The sequence below is a fragment of the Arhodomonas sp. SL1 genome, from assembly GCF_052060015.1.
In the GTDB taxonomy this organism is placed as follows: Bacteria; Pseudomonadota; Gammaproteobacteria; order Nitrococcales; family Nitrococcaceae; genus Arhodomonas.
This window is the reverse complement of the sequence record NZ_JBPODZ010000005.1, coordinates 155963-173003: the sequence shown is the minus strand read 5'-3', so window position 1 is coordinate 173003 and position 17041 is coordinate 155963. Positions and strand designations below refer to the sequence as shown.

Annotated in this window: 15 protein-coding genes; 5 read left to right on the top strand and 10 right to left on the bottom strand. The window is 69.2% G+C overall.

Translation table 11 applies throughout. The annotated features are described in order from the left end of the window. Positions 1 to 22: 22 nt before the first annotated feature. From ACQ754_RS09315 to ACQ754_RS09300, 4 genes are all read left to right on the top strand, one after another. The gene (locus ACQ754_RS09315) at positions 23 to 817 is read left to right on the top strand and encodes an alpha/beta fold hydrolase (RefSeq protein ID WP_440996744.1); all 795 of its coding nucleotides are present in this window, start codon (positions 23 to 25) and stop codon (positions 815 to 817) included. Positions 818 to 923: 106 nt separating this feature from the next. Next, positions 924 to 3212: an NADP-dependent malic enzyme gene (locus tag ACQ754_RS09310; protein ID WP_440996743.1), complete on the top strand. Its 2289-nt coding sequence runs from the start codon at positions 924 to 926 to the stop codon at positions 3210 to 3212. 13 nt (positions 3213 to 3225) lie between these two features. Next, positions 3226 to 4278, top strand: a complete 1053-nt coding sequence (gene hemH, locus ACQ754_RS09305) for a ferrochelatase (RefSeq protein WP_440996742.1) — start codon at positions 3226 to 3228, stop codon at positions 4276 to 4278. Beyond that, a complete protein-coding gene (locus tag ACQ754_RS09300) occupies positions 4275 to 5255 on the top strand; it encodes a quinone oxidoreductase family protein (RefSeq protein ID WP_440996741.1) in 981 nt (326 codons plus the stop codon). The genes hemH and ACQ754_RS09300 overlap by 4 nt, the downstream gene beginning before the upstream one ends. Here the strand turns inward: ACQ754_RS09300 and ACQ754_RS09295 are convergent. From ACQ754_RS09295 to ACQ754_RS09270, 6 genes are read right to left on the bottom strand one after another with little or no spacing between them, the layout of a single operon-like run. After that, entirely contained in the window at positions 5252 to 6496 is a 1245-nt protein-coding gene (locus ACQ754_RS09295; RefSeq protein ID WP_440996740.1) for a heme biosynthesis HemY N-terminal domain-containing protein, read from the bottom strand. The two genes, ACQ754_RS09300 and ACQ754_RS09295, sit on opposite strands and share 4 nt — an antisense overlap. A gap of 11 nt (positions 6497 to 6507) precedes the next feature. Further along, a complete protein-coding gene (locus ACQ754_RS09290; RefSeq protein WP_440996739.1) occupies positions 6508 to 7641 on the bottom strand; it encodes a uroporphyrinogen-III C-methyltransferase in 1134 nt (377 codons plus the stop codon). A 9-nt stretch (positions 7642 to 7650) separates the two neighbouring features. Beyond that, positions 7651 to 8427 carry a uroporphyrinogen-III synthase gene (locus tag ACQ754_RS09285; protein ID WP_440996738.1) on the bottom strand — a complete coding sequence of 259 codons (777 nt, stop codon included), beginning with the start codon at positions 8425 to 8427 and terminating at the stop codon, positions 7651 to 7653. Then, positions 8424 to 9353 carry a hydroxymethylbilane synthase gene (hemC, locus tag ACQ754_RS09280; protein WP_440996737.1) on the bottom strand — a complete coding sequence of 310 codons (930 nt, stop codon included), beginning with the start codon at positions 9351 to 9353 and terminating at the stop codon, positions 8424 to 8426. The genes ACQ754_RS09285 and hemC overlap by 4 nt, the downstream gene beginning before the upstream one ends. A 53-nt stretch (positions 9354 to 9406) precedes the next feature. Next, on the bottom strand, positions 9407 to 10147 hold the full coding sequence (locus ACQ754_RS09275; protein WP_440996736.1) for a LytR/AlgR family response regulator transcription factor: 741 nt from the start codon (positions 10145 to 10147) through the stop codon (positions 9407 to 9409). Beyond that, on the bottom strand, positions 10128 to 11159 hold the full coding sequence (locus ACQ754_RS09270) for a sensor histidine kinase (protein ID WP_440996735.1): 1032 nt from the start codon (positions 11157 to 11159) through the stop codon (positions 10128 to 10130). The genes ACQ754_RS09275 and ACQ754_RS09270 overlap by 20 nt, the downstream gene beginning before the upstream one ends. A 116-nt stretch (positions 11160 to 11275) precedes the next feature. Here ACQ754_RS09270 and argH point away from each other — a divergent pair, with 116 nt between their 5' ends. Then, the gene (argH, locus tag ACQ754_RS09265) at positions 11276 to 12670 is read left to right on the top strand and encodes an argininosuccinate lyase (RefSeq protein WP_440996734.1); all 1395 of its coding nucleotides are present in this window, start codon (positions 11276 to 11278) and stop codon (positions 12668 to 12670) included. Positions 12671 to 12694: 24 nt separating this feature from the next. Here argH and urtE read toward each other — a convergent pair whose 3' ends face one another. The 4 genes from urtE to urtB form a co-directional block, all read right to left on the bottom strand. Then, the gene (gene urtE, locus ACQ754_RS09260; RefSeq protein ID WP_440996733.1) at positions 12695 to 13384 is read right to left on the bottom strand and encodes an urea ABC transporter ATP-binding subunit UrtE; all 690 of its coding nucleotides are present in this window, start codon (positions 13382 to 13384) and stop codon (positions 12695 to 12697) included. A 111-nt stretch (positions 13385 to 13495) separates the two neighbouring features. Continuing rightward, positions 13496 to 14323 carry an urea ABC transporter ATP-binding protein UrtD gene (gene urtD / locus ACQ754_RS09255; RefSeq protein WP_440996732.1) on the bottom strand — a complete coding sequence of 276 codons (828 nt, stop codon included), beginning with the start codon at positions 14321 to 14323 and terminating at the stop codon, positions 13496 to 13498. Further along, positions 14320 to 15444 carry an urea ABC transporter permease subunit UrtC gene (gene urtC, locus ACQ754_RS09250; protein WP_440996731.1) on the bottom strand — a complete coding sequence of 375 codons (1125 nt, stop codon included), beginning with the start codon at positions 15442 to 15444 and terminating at the stop codon, positions 14320 to 14322. Before urtC ends, urtD begins: the two co-directional genes overlap by 4 nt. 3 nt (positions 15445 to 15447) lie before the next feature. Then, entirely contained in the window at positions 15448 to 17040 is a 1593-nt protein-coding gene (gene urtB, locus ACQ754_RS09245) for an urea ABC transporter permease subunit UrtB (RefSeq protein WP_440996730.1), read from the bottom strand. Position 17041: the final 1 nt, after the last annotated feature.

Below are 17041 nucleotides of genomic sequence, written 5' to 3'. Positions count from 1 at the left end.
GTCCAAGGCCAGAACGAGGATCATGACCGACCCACAGCCCATCGATCTCCACTACGAGGCCAGCGGCGACGGCCCACCGCTGGTCCTGCTCCACGGCCTCTATGGCTCGGGCAACAACTGGCGCAGTTATGCCCGGCGTTGGGCGGCGGACTACCGGGTGCTGCTGCCGGACCTGCGCAACCACGGCCGCTCGCCCCGGGATCCGCGCATGGACTACCCGGCCATGGCCGCCGACATCGAGCGCCTGCTCGAACGCGAGGGCGCGGAGGAGGCGACCCTCCTCGGCCACAGCATGGGCGGCAAGGTGGCGATGGCCCTGGCACTGACCCGCCCGGCACGCCTGCGCGCCCTGGTGGTGGCGGACATCGCCCCGGTGGCCTACGGCGGTGACGAGCACGCTGGGATCATCGCCGCCATGCAGGCGGTGGATCTGGCGGGCATCCGCTCGCGGCGGGACGCTGACGCGGAGCTTTCGGAGCAGATCGAGACGCCGGCGGTACGCCAGTTCCTGCTCACCAACCTGGAGCAGGAGGACGGGTCGTGGCGCTGGCGGCTCCCACTGGGGATCCTGGCCGAATCGCTGCCGGCGATCCAGGGCTGGCCGGGAATCGACGGCCACTGGGAGGGGCCGACGCTGTTCGTCCACGGCGGACGCTCCCCCTACGTGGATGCCGCCGGGCGCGAGGCCATCTCCCGCCTCTTCCCGCAAGCCGAGGTGGAAACGATCTCCAACTCGGGGCATTGGCTACACGTGGAGGCGCCAAAGGCCTTCACGGAGACGGTGGAACGGTTCCTTCGCGAGATCCCTGGACGTTAATGGAAACAGTTTCTATAAATAGGGGAGGCAGTGGCGGCCGACGCCCCGTATCATCGGTGGCAACGGCAACGCCTCCGTATCACTGGGAATCAAGGTAATAACCACCATGTCGGAAGACTTCCGCGAGAGCGCCCTCGAGTACCACCGCAGCCCCGTGCCGGGGAAGATCGCGGTGACCCCCACCAAGCCCCTGGCCAACCAGCGCGACCTGGCGCTGGCCTACTCCCCGGGCGTCGCCGCCGCCTGCGAGGAGATCGTCGAGAATCCGGATGCCGCAAGTGCCTACACCGCCCGCGGCAACCTCGTGGGCGTGATCACTAACGGCACCGCGGTGCTCGGCCTCGGCGGCATCGGGCCGCTGGCCTCCAAGCCGGTGATGGAAGGCAAGGGGGTGCTGTTCAAGAAGTTCGCGGGCATCGACGTCTTCGATATCGAGATCGACGAGAAGGACCCGGACAAGCTCGTCGACATCATCGCCTCCCTGGAGCCCACCTTCGGCGGGATCAACCTGGAGGACATCAAGGCGCCGGAGTGCTTCCAGATCGAGGAGCAGCTGCGCAGCCGCATGAATATTCCGGTCTTCCACGACGACCAGCACGGCACGGCGATCACGGCGGCCGCGGCCCTCTACAACGGCCTGCGTGTGGTGGAGAAGCGCTTCGAGGACGTCAAGCTGGTGGCCTCCGGCGCCGGGGCCTCGGCCATCGCCTGCCTGGACCTGCTGGTCTCCATGGGTCTGAAGCGCGAGAACATCATCGTCAATGACTCCAAGGGCACCGTCTACAAGGGCCGCAAGGAGTATATGGACCCGCGCAAGGAGGGCTACGCCGCTGACACGGACGCGCGCACCCTGGGTGAGGCCATTGAGGGTGCGGACATCTTTCTCGGCCTCTCGGCACCGGGGGTGCTCAGCGCGGAGATGGTCAAGAAGATGGCCGACCGGCCGCTGATCCTGGCCCTGGCCAATCCGACCCCGGAGATCCTCCCCGAGGTCGCCCAGGAGGCCCGACCCGACGCCGTGCTCGCCACCGGCCGCTCGGACTATCCCAACCAGGTGAACAACGTCCTGTGCTTCCCGTTCATCTTCCGCGGTGCGCTGGATGTGGGCGCCACCACCATCAACGAGGAGATGAAGAAGGCGGCGGTTAAGGCCATCGCCGACCTGGCCCTGGTGGAATCCTCGGACGTGGTAGTGGCCGCCTACGGCGGCAAGCCCCTGAAATTCGGACCGGAATACCTCATCCCCAAGCCCTTCGACCCACGGCTGATCACCAAGGTCGCCCCGGCGGTGGCGAAGGCGGCAATGGACTCCGGGGTCGCCACCCAGCCGCTCGACGACTTCACCAGCTACCGCATGCGGCTCAGCCAGTTCGTCTTCCAGTCGGGGCTGGTGATGAAGCCCATCTTCGAGCGCGCCCGCCAGGACCCCAAGCGGGTGGTCTACAGCGACGGTGAGGAGGAGCGGGTGCTGCGCGCCGTCCAGGCGGTGGTGGACGACGGCCTCGCCAGGCCCATCCTGGTGGGACGCCGCCGAGTGGTGGAGATGCGGCTCAAGCGCCTCGGCCTGCGCATGACGGTGGACGAGCACTTCGAGCTGGTGGACCCCGAGGACGACCCACGCTACCGGGAGTACTGGACGCTGTATCACTCCATCATGGAGCGCCGCGGCATCACCCCGGACCGCGCCCGTCAGATCGTGCGCACCCGCAACACGGTGATCGCCGCGCTGATGGTCAAGCGCGGCGAGGCCGACGCCATGCTCGGCGGCATGGTGGGGCGCTACGAGCGCCAGATCGCCTACGTCGAACAGGTCCTCGGCCGCCGGCCCGGCGTGCGCAACCTCGCGGCCATGAATGCCATCATGAGCCCCAAGGGGACGCTGTTCCTCTGCGACACCTACGTCAACCACGACCCGACGCCGCATCAGATCGCGGAAATGACCATCCTCGCCGCCGACGAAATCCGGCGCTTCGGCATCACCCCCAAGGTGGCGCTGCTCTCGCACTCGAGCTTCGGCACCTCGCCGCACCCCAGCGCCGAGAAGATGCGGGAGGCCCTGGCGCTCATCGAAGACCGCGATCCCACCCTGGAGGTGGAGGGGGAGATGCACGGCGACGCCGCCATCAACGAGCAGATCCGGCAGCGCATCTTCCCCAACTCGCGGCTCAAGGGCCAGGCCAACCTGCTGATCATGCCAAGCCTCGACGCGGCGAATATCTCGTTCAACCTGCTCAAGACCGTCTCCGACACCGTCTCCGTGGGCCCGGTCCTGCTGGGCGCCAACCAGCCCGCCCACATCCTGACGCCGTCGGTGACGGTCCGTGGCATCATGAACATGAGCGCGCTGGCGAGCGTGGAGGCAGCGATGGCGCAGGCGGCAAGCGAGGCGGAGTGAGCCGGAGGCAGTCTTGAGCACCACCACCCATGCGCCCATCGGCATACTGCTGACCAACCTGGGCACACCGGACGCGCCGGAGACCGCGGCGCTGCGGCGTTACCTGGCGGAATTCCTATGGGACCCTCGGGTGGTGGAGGCGCCACGGCTGCCCTGGTGGCTGGTGCTGCATGGCATCATCCTGCGAACCCGGCCACGAAAGTCCGCGGAGGCCTACCGCAAGATCTGGACCGAGGGGGGCTCGCCACTGCTCACCATCACCCGGCGCCAGGCGGAGGCAGTGCGCAGGCACGTCGCCGAGCGCACCGGCCGCCCCATCCCGGTGGCGGTGGGGATGCGCTACGGCAACCCCTCGATCGAGTCGGCGGTGGCGGAGCTGGAGCGCGCCGGCGCCGAGAAGATCGCGGTGCTACCGCTGTATCCGCAGTACTCCGCCGCCACCACCGCCTCCACGTATGACGCCCTTGGCGCCGCTATGGCCCGCCGTCGGCGGGTGCCGGACCTACGGGTGATCCGCGACTACCATGATCACCCGGGCTACGTGGATGCCCTCGCCGCCTCGGTGGATGAGCACTGGCGCCGCCACGACCGCGGCGACATACTCCTGCTGTCCTTCCACGGCATCCCCAAGGAGTACGTCAAGAAGGGTGATCCCTACCCGGTGCACTGTGGCCGAACCGCGCAGGCGGTGGCGCGACGCCTCGGGCTCGAGCGCGGCCAATGGAAGACCACTTTTCAGTCCCGCTTCGGGCCCAAGGAATGGCTCAAGCCCTATACCGACGTCACTCTCCAGCGGCTCGCTCGCCGCGGCGTCGCCCGGGTGGACATGATCTGCCCCGGCTTCGCTGCCGACTGCCTGGAGACCCTGGAGGAGAACAACATCGGCAACCGGGAGCTGTTCCTGGAGGCCGGCGGGGGGGCGTTCCACTACATCCCCTGCCTCAACGACCGCGAGGACCATATCCGCGCCCTCGGCGAGATCGTCCTGCGCGAGCTCCAGGGCTGGGTCCGCCCGCTGGCCCGGGTAGCCAACGACGAGATATTCAGCCTCGGGAGGCAGACATGAGCAAGGCAATCCGCATCCACGAGCACGGCGGCCCCGAGACGATGCACCTCGAGGAGGTGGATGTCCCCGAACCGGGCCCCGGCGAGGCGTTGGTCCGCCATACCGCCATCGGCGTGAACTACATCGACGTCTACTTCCGCACCGGGCTCTACACCCCGCCGGGGCTACCCTTCACGCCGGGCATGGAGGCCGCCGGTGTGGTGGAGGCGGTGGGCGCGGGCGTCACCGAGCTCAGCGTGGGCGACCGCGTCGCCTACGCCGCGCCGCCACCCGGGGCCTATGCCGAGGCGCGGGTGATCGCCGCCGACCGCCTGGTCCCTGTCCCCGAGGGCATCAGCGATGAGCAGGCGGCGGCGATGATGCTCAAAGGCATGACCGCCCAGTACCTACTGCGCCGGACCTATCGCGTCCAACCCGGCGACACCGTGCTCATCCACGCCGCCGCCGGCGGCGTCGGGCTCATCGCCTGCCAGTGGGCGAGCCACCTCGGGGCCACGGTGATCGGTACCGTCGGCAGCGCTGAGAAGGCGGAGCTGGCCCGCGCGCACGGCTGCACCCACCCGGTGAACTACCGCGAGGAGGACTTCGTGGCACGGGTACGGGAGATCACCGGCGGCGCGGGGGTGGCGGCGGTCTACGACTCCGTGGGGCGGGACACCTTCGACGGCTCCCTGGACTGCCTGCGCCTCATGGGCACCTTGGTCAGCTTCGGGCAGTCCTCGGGGCCGGTCGAGCCGCTGAATATCGGCGTGTTGGCCCAGAAGGGCTCGCTGTTCCTCACCCGCCCGACCCTTTTCACCTACACGGCCCGCCGCGAGGACCTGCTCGCCACGGCTACCGAGCTCTTCGAGGTGGTCGGCCAGGGGGCGGTGCGCCTCGAAATCAATCAGCGCCTGCCCCTGGAAGAGGCGGCGGAGGCCCACCGCGGCCTCGAGGCACGGCGGACCACCGGCTCCACCATCCTCGAGCCGCGCTAGGGCGATTCCGTGCCGGTGGCCGCCCGCGCCGGCAGCGCCGGCACCTCCATGGCCGGGCGACCGAGGCCGCGGTCCAGGGCGCGGCGCCAGGCCTTGCGGGCCAGCTCGGACTCGCCGAGCTGGTCGTAGAGGTCACCGAGCAGCCGCTCCGTGGCGGCATCGGCATCCCGCGCCACCGCCGCCTCCAGGCAGCTGCGGGCGCGGCCCCAGAGCCCGGCACGCAGGGCCTGGCGGGCCGCCGCGCGCAGCAGCACCGCATCCTCCGGGCGATGGGACAGCCATTTCTCGGCCTGGGTGTAGGCCTGATCCCCCGGATAATCGTCATCCAGCTCGCCCCAGGCCTCGACCAACCGATCATCCCAGTCATGGCGCAGCCAGCCCCGCAGCAGCTCCGCCGCGGTGCTGGACTCCCCGGCCCGGATCAGGCAGCGGGCGTAGTGGGCGCGCAGCTCGGGTTCCCGGCGCTCCGCCCGGGAAAGCCCCTGCCAGATGGAAGCCAGTGACTGTTCCGCCCCCGGCGCCGTGGCTGCATCCAGCCGCTCCTTGGCGAGGCGGTTCTCCAGGCCGGAGAGCTCGCCGTCGGGCAAGGCATGGTTGCGGCGGAGCTCGGGCAGCAGCGCCCGGGCCCGTTCCCAGTCCTCCAGGTGCAGGGAGCAATGATAGAGCATGGACAGCACCCGGCGGTTGCCCGGCGCCCGCTCATGCAGCCACGACAGGGTCGCCAGCGCCTTCTCCCACTGGCGGGACTCCAGCTGAAGCTGCGCCTGTAACAGGCCCACGGCCACTGTGGCGCCGGGTTCGCTCTCGTCGGCGAGGCTGAGGAAGCGGTCACGCTCGTCGGTATCCCCGCGACGGTGCGCGGCGATGGCGGCGAGCAGGTAGTGGAACAGGGGCAACTCGTCCGCCTCCGCCTGGCGGGTAAGCATCCGCTCCGCCTGCTCGTAGTGACCCTCGGCGAGCTGGATCAGTCCGTTGACCAGGCGCTCACGGCTACGGCTGCGCCGGCGCCCGCGGATCCACCGGCGCATGCCGCGCGGCGTCGTGACCAGCCGCACCACCAATGTCCAGGCCAGGCTCAGCACCGCCCAGGCCACGAGCAGCGCCGCGGCGAACACCACCAGGCTGGTCTGTAAAGACCACTCACCGAATTTCAGGATCACGAAGCCCTGGTGATCACGCAGCCACAGGGCGGCGGCCATGCTCGCGATGAGCAGCAGCAGTGCGATGAACAGCTTGCGCATGACGCCTCCCCTCAATCGAACTCGCGGACCGGGCCGAGCACCGACTCGATCTCCGGCAGGTCCACGGTGACCGGGCGTTCGGCGAGGGCGGCGAGGCGATCCACGGCCTCGGCCACCGCCGGGTCGCCACTGTCGTAGTAGCGCTGCAGCCACTCACGGGCCCGCTCGAGCCCGTCGCGGTAGGTGCTGGTATCACCCTGAAGCGCGGCCAGTCGAGCCCCCTCCAGGCGCAGGCGCAGGTTCTCGCGCAGGAAGTAGCGTTCCTCGATGGGCCGCAGCGGCACCACTTCCCGTTCCGGCCCGGAGACCACCACGAGCTCGCCCATGGCGCCGCGGAACTGCTCCCAGGCGTCACCGAAGGCCCCGGATACGGCCTCCTCGGCGCCCCAGGAATCCGGCCCGGCCGCCTCCTCGTCCGAGAGGGGCTGGGCCCCGGCGTGCAGGCGATACCCATCCACGGCATCGGCGATCTCACCGATCTCCTCGGCGGTACGCGCCACCTTCGGCACGTCCGCGTCCAGCAGCAGGTCGATCGCCTCACGGATGGCCTTACGCTCGCCGATGCCCTCGCCACCGAGGGCGGCAAGCAGGCGGTCGGCCTCTCTCAATGCCCCGAGGGCGGCATCGGCATCCTGGTAGTAACGCGCCCGATGAACGGCCACGTTGGCCAGGTAAGCGGCCTCGGAGCGGCGCCAGTCATCGCGGCTGACTTGGGCGAGCTCGGTAACCCGGTCCATCCGGGCGGTGAGGTCCGACTGTTGCTGACGCAGGGTATCGATGGACTCCTCGAGCCCCGCGATCTGTTGATCACGACCGGCGTTGCGCTCGTCCAGGCTCGTTACCCGGCCACGGAGCTCGGCGATCCGCTCGGACAGGGCCTCGCTACGGGCCGCCAGCTCAGAGGCATCGACCAAATCGCCTTGGCCCTCGGCGAACGCCTGATAGCGCTGCCAACCCCACCAGCCACCCACCAGCATGCCCACCAAGGCGATGATGGAGAGCACCAGCGCGGCGATGGCCAGCCCCTGAGCACCGGCGCCACCCGAGCCCTGAGGCTGCGTCGCCGGCCCTCTCCCCCGGGACTCTTCCGTGGCATTGCCCTCCTCCGTCCCGGAGGTCCTGGTTTCGTCCTGCTTATCCGTCATTCGCGACTCCTATGATGCATCCACCGCCCGGCGAAGCGCCTGGACGATCCCTTCATCCCCGGGATCGGCGGCGACAGCGGCGGTATCGATACCGAGTGCCCGGCCCCGGTCGGCGACCCGCGCCGAAACCGTGACCATGCGACTATTGCATGCCGCCGCCCAGCCGGAAGGGCCGAGCAGGCGGCGCAGGTGTTCCAGGCCAGTCACGCTGGTGACGATTGTGTATTGCAGCCGCCCCTGCCGCCAGCCCTGGATCGCCGCAGCGGGATCCACAGTCGGGATCATCGCCCGGTAGACGGCGAGGCGGGTCACCCGCACGCCCCGGTCCGCCAGCCCCTCGGCGAGCACATCGCGACCGTGCTCGCCGGCGAGGATGACACAGCTCGCCCCCGGCCGCGGAGCGAAGTCAGCGGTCTCCAGCAATTCCGCCGCGCCCCCGCCGGCGGCCGGGCTGGCATCCACCGGCCATCCGCGAAGGCGAAGCGCCGCCGCCGTACCCGGGCCGACGGCGGCGATCCGCACCCCCTCCGGCCGTGCGATCCCCCGACTGCCGAAGCGCTCCAGGGCTACTTCGACCCCGCCCGGGCTGACAAACACCGCCCAGTCAGCGGCCGCCAGGGCGGCTTCTACCCGTGCCTGCGCCGCGGCGTCATCGAGGGGGGTCAGATCAATGGTGGGCAGCTCCAGCGCCTGCGCGCCCTCCGCCCGCAGGGCGGCAGCGAGGGCATGGGTACGCCCCTGCGGGCGGGTAACCACGACACCGACGCCCTCCAGCGCCCGGCTCATTCGCCCCCGGCCTCAGCGAGCAGTGCCCCGGCGCCCCGCGAGAGCAGATCCTCCGCCAACGATCGGCCCAGGTGCTCGCCCTCGCCCCGGGGGGCGCGGCCTTCGGCATGCAGCACCGTGCGCCCGTCCGGGCTGCCGACCAAGGCACGCAGGTGGATTGCATCCCCCTCGAGCACGGCATAGGCCGCGATGGGCACGTGACAGCTGCCCTCCAGGCGCCGGTTCACCGCCCGCTCGGCGCTCACCCGGTCGAAGGTGTCGTCGTGGCGCAGGGGTGCGATCAGGGCGTTGAGCTCCGCGTCCTCCGCACGGCACTCGATGCCGAGCGCCCCCTGGCCCACCGCGGGCAGGCTCTCCTCGGGACTCAGGGGCCGGCGAATGCGCTCTCCGAGCCCCAGGCGGCGCAGCCCGGAGGCGGCGAGGACGATGGCGTCGAACTCGCCGGCATCCAGCTTGGAGAGCCGGGTCTGGACGTTGCCGCGCAGCGACGACACCCGCAGGTCCGGACGGTGCCAGAGCAGCTGGCAGGCCCGGCGCAGGCTCGCCGTGCCCACGTGGGCGCCCTCCGGCAGGGACATCGGCCCCTCATGCTCGTTGGCAACGAAGGCGTCGAAGGGGTCATCGCGCTCCAGGATCACCGGCAGGTGCATCCCCTCGGGGAGTTCCGCGGGCACGTCCTTCATGGAATGGACGGCGATGTCCGCGCGGTCCTCGAAGATCCCCCGCTCCAGCTCCTTGACGAACAGCGCCTTGCCGCCGATGGCAGCCAACGGTCGGTCCTGGATCTCATCGCCCCTGGTGCTCATGCCCACCAGCTCCACTTCCAGGCCCGGGTGGGCGCGGCGCAGCGCCTCGGCGACATGCTCGGCCTGCCATAACGCCAAGGCGCTGCGACGGGTGGCGATTCGGATGCGATCGCGGGACATGGATGGACTCGCTGGCAGCCAATCGGCCCTACAGGATGCCACGAACGCAGGGCTCAACTCACGCGCGCGGCCCGCAGCAGGCCCCTAACCTGGGGCAGGTGGCGACGACTGACCTCGAGGCGGTCGGGCGTGCCCTCGAGCACGGCATAGGTGCGCCCGTCCCGTCCCTTCTCCAGGCCCACCAGGCGATCGCGGGAGACCAGGGCCTTGCGGTGGATGCGCACGAAGCGCCCCTTGAACTCGTCCTCGAGCTTGCGCAGGGAGTCCTCGATGAGATCCTCGCCACGCTCATGATTGACCGTGACGTACTTCTGATCGGCCATGAAATAACGCACGCTATCCACCGGGATGAGCTCAATGCCCGACCGGCGCCGGCACAGGATGTGCTCGCGGCCGTCGTTATCCGCCGACAGCTGCAGGGCCTCCAACTGGGCGCGGTTGAGCCGCTGGGCCCGCTCCAGCGCGGCGGCCAGGCGCTCACTGCGCACGGGTTTCAGGAGGTAATCGATGGCGGCGGTCTCGAAGGCCTGTAGGGCATGATCACCATGGGCGGTGACGAAGATCACCGCCGGTGGATGGGGCATCTGGCTGAGACGCGCAGCCACCTCCAGGCCACTGGGGCCGGGCATGCGGATATCGAGCAGCACCACGTCGGGCCTTAGCCGATCCACCTGGGCCAGCGCCTGGTCGCCATCGGCGGCCTCGCCGGCCACCTCCCAGTCACCGAGCTCCGCGATCATTGCCGCCAAGCGCTGGCGCGCCGGTGCCTCGTCGTCAACTACCAGTATTTTCATCGGCCACCCCTCGCCGATAGGGAAACCGCACTATCACATGATAGACGCCTTCCCGCTCGTTGACCTCCAGCGACGCCTGATGACCGAAGGCAAGGGCCAGACGTTCGCGGACATTGGACTGCGCCATGCCGAACCCCGGCGTGCGTGCCGTCGCCGGCGGCAGGGGGTTGACCAGCTCCACCAGGACGATCTCGCCGACCACGCGCCCGGTAACCATGAGGGTGCCGCCCTCCCGCCGCGGTTCCACGCCATAATAGACCGCATTCTCGAACAGCGGCTGCAGGGTCAGGGGCGGGATCAGGGCCTCACCCGGCAGGGACCCGGTGCGCCAGACCACCGACAGGCGTTCGCCGAGGCGCTCGTGTTCCATGCGCAGGTAACCCTCCACCAAGGACAGCTCCTCGGACAGGGGGACGAGACGCTCGCTGCGCCCGAGGGTGGCACGAAAGAGATCCGCCAGGTCCTCGACCAGGCGCTCGGCGCGCCCCGGGGCCACGGTGATCATGGAGGCGATGGTGTTGAGGCTGTTGAACAGGAAGTGGGGCCGGATGCGCGCCTGCAGTGCCTCATTCCGCGCCTCCGCCGCCGCCTGGATGCGGCTGCGCCACTCGTGCTGGACGTACAGGTAATGCAGCACCCCCAGGGCGACGATGGCGGCCACGGCAACGGCGCGGCCCACGAACAGGGCATGGCCCTGCTCGGTCAACGGCCCGGCCAGCCACCAGGCCCCTTCGCTCACCACGGCGGTGACGACGAGCACCAGCACGTAGCTGACCGCCGCGGCCCAAGGCCCGGGCTGACGTGCCAGCAACGGGCGCAGGTAACACAGCAGCGCGGCACTGCCGAGGGCGATCCACTGCACCAGCAGTGACACCAGCCCCAACGCCTGCCAGCTGCCACCGTCGGGTTGCGCCAGCACCAGCACGAAGGCCAGGAGCTCGGCGGTGACCACTACCGTGAATACATTGGTGCGCGTACAGAAATCCGGCAGGAAACTACCCTGTGCCGCCACTGCTGGCCCTCCCGCCATGCCTGCCCCCGATGGTAGCCCGGAGTGGCACGCCGAGCGCCGCGGAGTTGGTATACTGCGCCGCGGTCGCCGCCACTCATCGCCTATCGGACACCATCATGACCGACGATACCAGCAACCCGCTCTGGAGCGGTCGCTTCACCGAGGCCACCGATGCCTTCGTCGAGGCCTTCACTGCCTCCGAGCACTACGACCGCCGCCTCTACCGTCAGGACATCCGCGGCTCCAAGGCCCACGCGCGCATGCTCAACCACGTGGGCGTGCTCTCGGATGCCGACACCCGGGCCATCGTCGAGGGCCTGGACGCCATCGTCGAGGAGATCGAACGCGGCGAGTTCCCGTGGTCGCCGTCCCTCGAGGATGTCCACATGAACATCGAGGCACGGCTGACCGAGCGTATCGGCGATGCCGGCAAACGGTTGCACACCGCTCGCTCGCGCAACGACCAGATCGCCACCGACGTTCGGCTTTGGCTGCGCGAGGCCATCGACGAGGCCATCGCGCTGCTGCGCCGTTTCCAGGCGGGGCTGGTGGACCTCGCCGAGCGCGAGGCCGAGACCGTCATGCCGGGGTTCACGCACCTGCAGGTGGCCCAGCCCATCACCTTCGGCCACCACATGCTCGCCTGGTACGAGATGCTGGTGCGCGACGAGGGCCGCCTCGCCGACTGCCGCGAGCGCGCCAATGTGATGCCCCTGGGCTCGGCCGCCCTGGCCGGGACCACCTTCCCGGTGGACCGGGACATGACCTGTGCCGAGCTCGGCTTCGACGCCCCCAGCCGTAACTCCCTGGACGCAGTCTCCGACCGGGACTTCGCCATCGAGTTCCTGTCCGCGAGCGCGACCATCATGACCCACCTCTCCCGCATGGCCGAGGAGCTGGTGCTCTGGTCCTCGCCGATGTTCGACTTCATCGACCTGCCGGACCGCTACTGCACCGGCAGCTCCATCATGCCGCAGAAAAAGAACCCGGACGTCGCGGAGCTCGTGCGCGGCAAGACCGCCCGCGTCCACGGTGCCCTGCAGACCATGCTCACGCTGATGAAGGGCCAGCCGCTGGCCTACAACCGCGACAACCAGGAAGACAAGGAACCGCTATTCGACGCCGCGGACACGGTGGTCGCCAGCCTCCGCGCCTTCGCGGACATGGTGCCCAACCTCACGGTCAAGCGGGAGAATACCCGGGAGGCCGCCCGCCGCGGCTTCGCCACCGCCACCGATCTCGCCGACTACCTGGTGCGCAACGGCGTGCCCTTCCGCGACGCCCACGAGATCGTCGGCCGGGCGGTGCGCTACGGCGTCGAGCGCGGCCGCGACCTCGCGGAGATGGAGCTCGACGAGCTGCGCCACTTCTCCCCCGCCATCGGTGACGATGTCTTCGACGTGCTCACCCTGGAGGGCTCCGTGGCGGCCCGGGACCACACCGGCGGCACCGCCCCCGCCCAGGTCCGCGCCCAAGTAGCCGCCGCGCGGGAACGCCTTCGCGAGGGGTGAAGCCACAGACCGCCGGGCGGTGGGTCACACGGTCAAATACTCGCTGACCAGCGTGTCGTCGAGCTCGTCCATGGCCCCCGCGGCCACGCGCCGGCCGCGATCGAGGATCACGAAGCGGTCCGCCACTCGGCGGATGAAGGGCAGTTTCTGCTCGACCAGTAACACGGTGAGCCCTTCCTCGCGGTTGAGGCGCCGGATGACGTCGCCGATCTCCCGGACGACGTTGGGCTGGATGCCCTCGGTGGGCTCGTCGAGCACCAGCAGCCGCGGCTCCAGGCACAGCGCACGCCCGATCGCCAACTGCTGCTGCTGGCCGCCGGAGAGATCCCCGCCACGGCGGTGGCGCATTTCATGGAGCACCGGAAACAGCTCGTGGACACGCTCGGGGATATCCCGGCGCCCGAGCGCGGCCCGGGCGATGCGCAGATTCTCCTCCACCGTGAGCTGCGGGAAGATCTCCCGACCCTGGGGCGCATAGCCGATTCCGGCCCGGGCCCGTGCCTCGGTAGGCTGCCGGTCGATGGACGCACCCTCCAGGGTGATGGTGCCGGAGGCGGCAGGCACCAGCCCCATAAGGGTCTTCAGCACCGTGGTCTTGCCCACCCCGTTGCGCCCCATCAAGCAGGTACACGAGCAGGCAGGCACCTCCAAGTCCACATCCCACAGGATATGGCTCTGACCGTAGTATTGGTTGAGGCCCTTCACTGTGAGCATAGGGCTATACGTTCCTCCCGTGACGGGTTGATAACGGGCGGCCGACTCCACATCGCTGGTTGGGCTCGCGCGGGGAGCCGGTACCGGACCGTCTGCGTCCACGGACGGCCGCTACTCACCGAGGTACACCTCGACCACCCGCGGGTCGTTCTGAACCTCGTCCATGCTCCCCTCCGCAAGCATGCTGCCCTGGTGAAGCACCGTCACCCGCCGGGCGATGGAGCGGACAAAGGCCATATCGTGCTCGACGACGATCACCGAATGGTGGCCCGCGAGACGCTGCAACAGCACCCCGGTCTGCTCCATCTCCTGCTGGCTCATCCCGGCCACCGGCTCGTCCACCAGCAGCACCCGCGGGTTCTGCATCAGCAGCATGCCGATCTCGAGCCATTGTTTCTGGCCGTGGGAGAGCTCACCGGCGGCCTGGCGCTCCAGCGATGCCAGACCGATCAGCGCGAGCACCTCGGCGAGCCGGTCGCGGTCGGCGCTGTCCATGCGCGCGAACAGCGTCGGCCACACGCGTTTGTCGGCCGCCATGGCGAGCTCCAGATTCTCGGCCACGCTGTGGTGGGGGAACACCGTTGGCGTCTGGAACTTGCGGCCGATCCCGCCGCGGGCGATCTCGGTCTCGGACAGCCGGAGAAGATCGATACGGCTGCCGAACCAGGCACTGCCGCTATCCGGACGGGTACGCCCCGTGATTACATCCATCATCGTGGTCTTGCCCGCGCCATTGGGGCCGATGATGCAGCGCAGCTCGCCGTCGTCGATGTAGAGACTCAGCTGGTCCAGGGCCCGAAAGCCGTCGAAGGACACGGTCACATCCTCCAGGTAGAGTATGGGGCCGTGCCGCGTATCCGGTGCCGCGGAGAAATCCGGCGGCGGCAGCGTGAAGTCGAAGACCCGGTCCCGCTGCAGGACCTCCGCGAGCATCGTCATGTCGCCTCCTGGGCACGCCGACGGAACAGACCCACGAGCCCGCCGGGCAACCACACCGTCACCAGCACGAACAAGCCACCGAGGACGAACAGCCAGCCATCCGGCCAGAGCCCGGTGAACACGGTCTTGCCGTAATTCACCGCCAGGGCACCGACCACCGCCCCGATGAGGGTCCCACGCCCGCCCACGGCCACCCAGACCACGGCCTCGATGGACTTCAGCGGGGCGAACTCGCCGGGATTGATGATGCCCACCTGCGGCACGTACAGCGCCCCGGCGACGCCGGCGAGCATGGCGGAGGCGGTGAACAGCCACACCTTGTAGTGATCCACCCGGTAGCCCACCGTGCGTACCCGGGCCTCGCTGTCACGCACGGCGGTGACCACGCGGCCTAGCTTGCTGGCGACGATGAACCGGCACAGCGCGTAGCCGCCAGCGAGGGCCAGGGCCGAGGCGGCGAATAGCGCCGCCCGGGTCCCGTCCGCCTGGATGTCGAAGCCGAGGATCTCCTTGAAGTCGGTGAGCCCGTTGTTGCCGCCGAACCCCATCTCGTTGCGGAAGAACGCCAGCATCAGCGCATAGGTCAGGGCCTGGCTCATGATCGATAGATACACCCCGGTCACGCGGGAACGGAAGGCCAACCAGCCGAACAGGAAGGCGACGATCCCGGGGGCCGCGAACATGGCCATGACCGCCAGCGGGAAGTGATCGAGCCCGTGCCAGTACCACGGCAGGGACTCCCAGTTGAGGAAGACCATGAAATCCGGCAGCACCGGGTCGCCATAGACGCCGCGGGTGCCGATCTGGCGCATTAGATACATGCCCATGGCATAGCCGCCGAGGGCGAAGAAGGCCCCGTGGCCCAGGCTGAGGATTCCGCAGTACCCCCAGATCAGATCGATGGACAGCGCCAGCAAGGCATAGCAGAGATATTTCCCCAGCAGGGTCACCGTATAGCTGGAGATATGCAGCGCCGACCCTTCCGTGGCCAGCAGACTCGCCGCGGGTACCGCCACGGCGGCGGCAAGCAGGAGTGCGATGAGCACCCGGCCAGGGACATCACTGCTGGAGCGCACCGGCAGGGCACCGAGCAGCACGCGCCGGGCATTGGCCATGGCCATGGATTACGCCTCCGCTGCGCGGCCGCGCTGGGGGAACAGCCCCTTCGGCCGCTTCTGAATGAACAGGATGATGAATACCAGCACCAGGATCTTGGCGAGCACCGCGCCGGTGACCGGCTCCAGGAACTTGTTGAGCACGCCCAGGCTGAACGCGCCCACCAAGGTGCCGAGCAGATTTCCGGCGCCGCCGAATACCACCACCAGGAACGAATCGATGATGTAGGCCTGGCCCATGTTCGGACCCACGTTGGTGAGCTGGGACAGCGCCACCCCGGCGATACCGGCCACCCCGGCGCCGAGGCCGAACGTCAGCGCATCCACCCAGTCACTGCGTACGCCGACGGCCCGGGCCATGCCCCGGTTCTGGGTCACCGCCCGGACCTTCAGCCCCAGGGTGGTGCGCTTGAGCACCAGCACCAGCGTCACGAACACCGCCAGGGCGAAGGTGATGATCACCAGCCGGTTGATCGTCAGCGAGAACACCGGATTGATGACGATGGAGCCACTCAGCCACTCCGGGGCGCTCACCGAGCGGTTCAGCGGCGAGAACACCGTACGCACCAGCTGCTGGAGGATTAGACTGATGCCGAAGGTGGCCAGCAGCGTCTCCAAGGGCCGGCCATAGAGGTGGCGGATCACCCCGCGCTCGATGGCGATGCCGAAGGCGCCGGCCACGAGGAACGCCGCTGGTAGCGACAGCACCAATGCGATACCCACCTGTCCCGGCAGGACCTGCTGCATGACGTAGGTGGTATAGGCGCCGAGCATGATCAGCTCGCCGTGCGCCATGTTGATCACGCCCATGACCCCGAAGGTGATGGCCAGGCCGACGGCGGCGAGTAACAACACCGAACCCAGGGACAAGCCGTAGAACATCTGCTCGAGCAGGCCGTAGATACGCACCCGGGTTACCGTGGCCTCGTAGGCGCGGCCGGCGGCCTCGCGCACCGCCGGCGCCAGGGATTCGTCGGCGCTCGCCTCGCGCAGGGCGTTGCGGGCACTGTCAAAGAGCTGGCCGCGCAGCCGCTCCACTGCCGTGAGCCGCTCCGCGGTATCCCCCGACTCCAGATCGGCCAGCGCCAGCGCCGTCTGCAAGGCAGCGCGCACCTGGGGATCCTCCTCGGCGGGCAGGCGCTCGCGCACCACCGCCTCGGTGGCCTGATCGAGCTCGCCGAAGAGGTCCCGTACCGCCTCCAGGCGTACCTCAGGGACCTCCGCCGCCAGGCTCAGGCGCGCGGTGGCCTTGGCGATCTGGCGGCGCATCAGGATATTGACCACCACCTTGTCCAGCTCCCCGGTGACCATCACCGGCTCGCCGGTCACCGCATCCGCCACCTGCCCCTCACCGTGGCGGATTACCGCGCGATCCTCCGGGCGGTGGAAATACAGCGTGCCCTCGCCGAGTGCCTGGAGCACCGGCAGTGCCCGGGAATGGCCCGAATCGGCGATACGTTCAGCCACCTCCGCCTTGGTGCGGAAATTCCGGGTATCGAGCTCGCCGAGCAGCTCGCCGAGATCGGCACTGGCGGCCGGCAAAGAGACGGCAAGGAGTAGCACCAGTAGCCAGCGGTAGCCCCGCGCTCGTGGCATCATCATC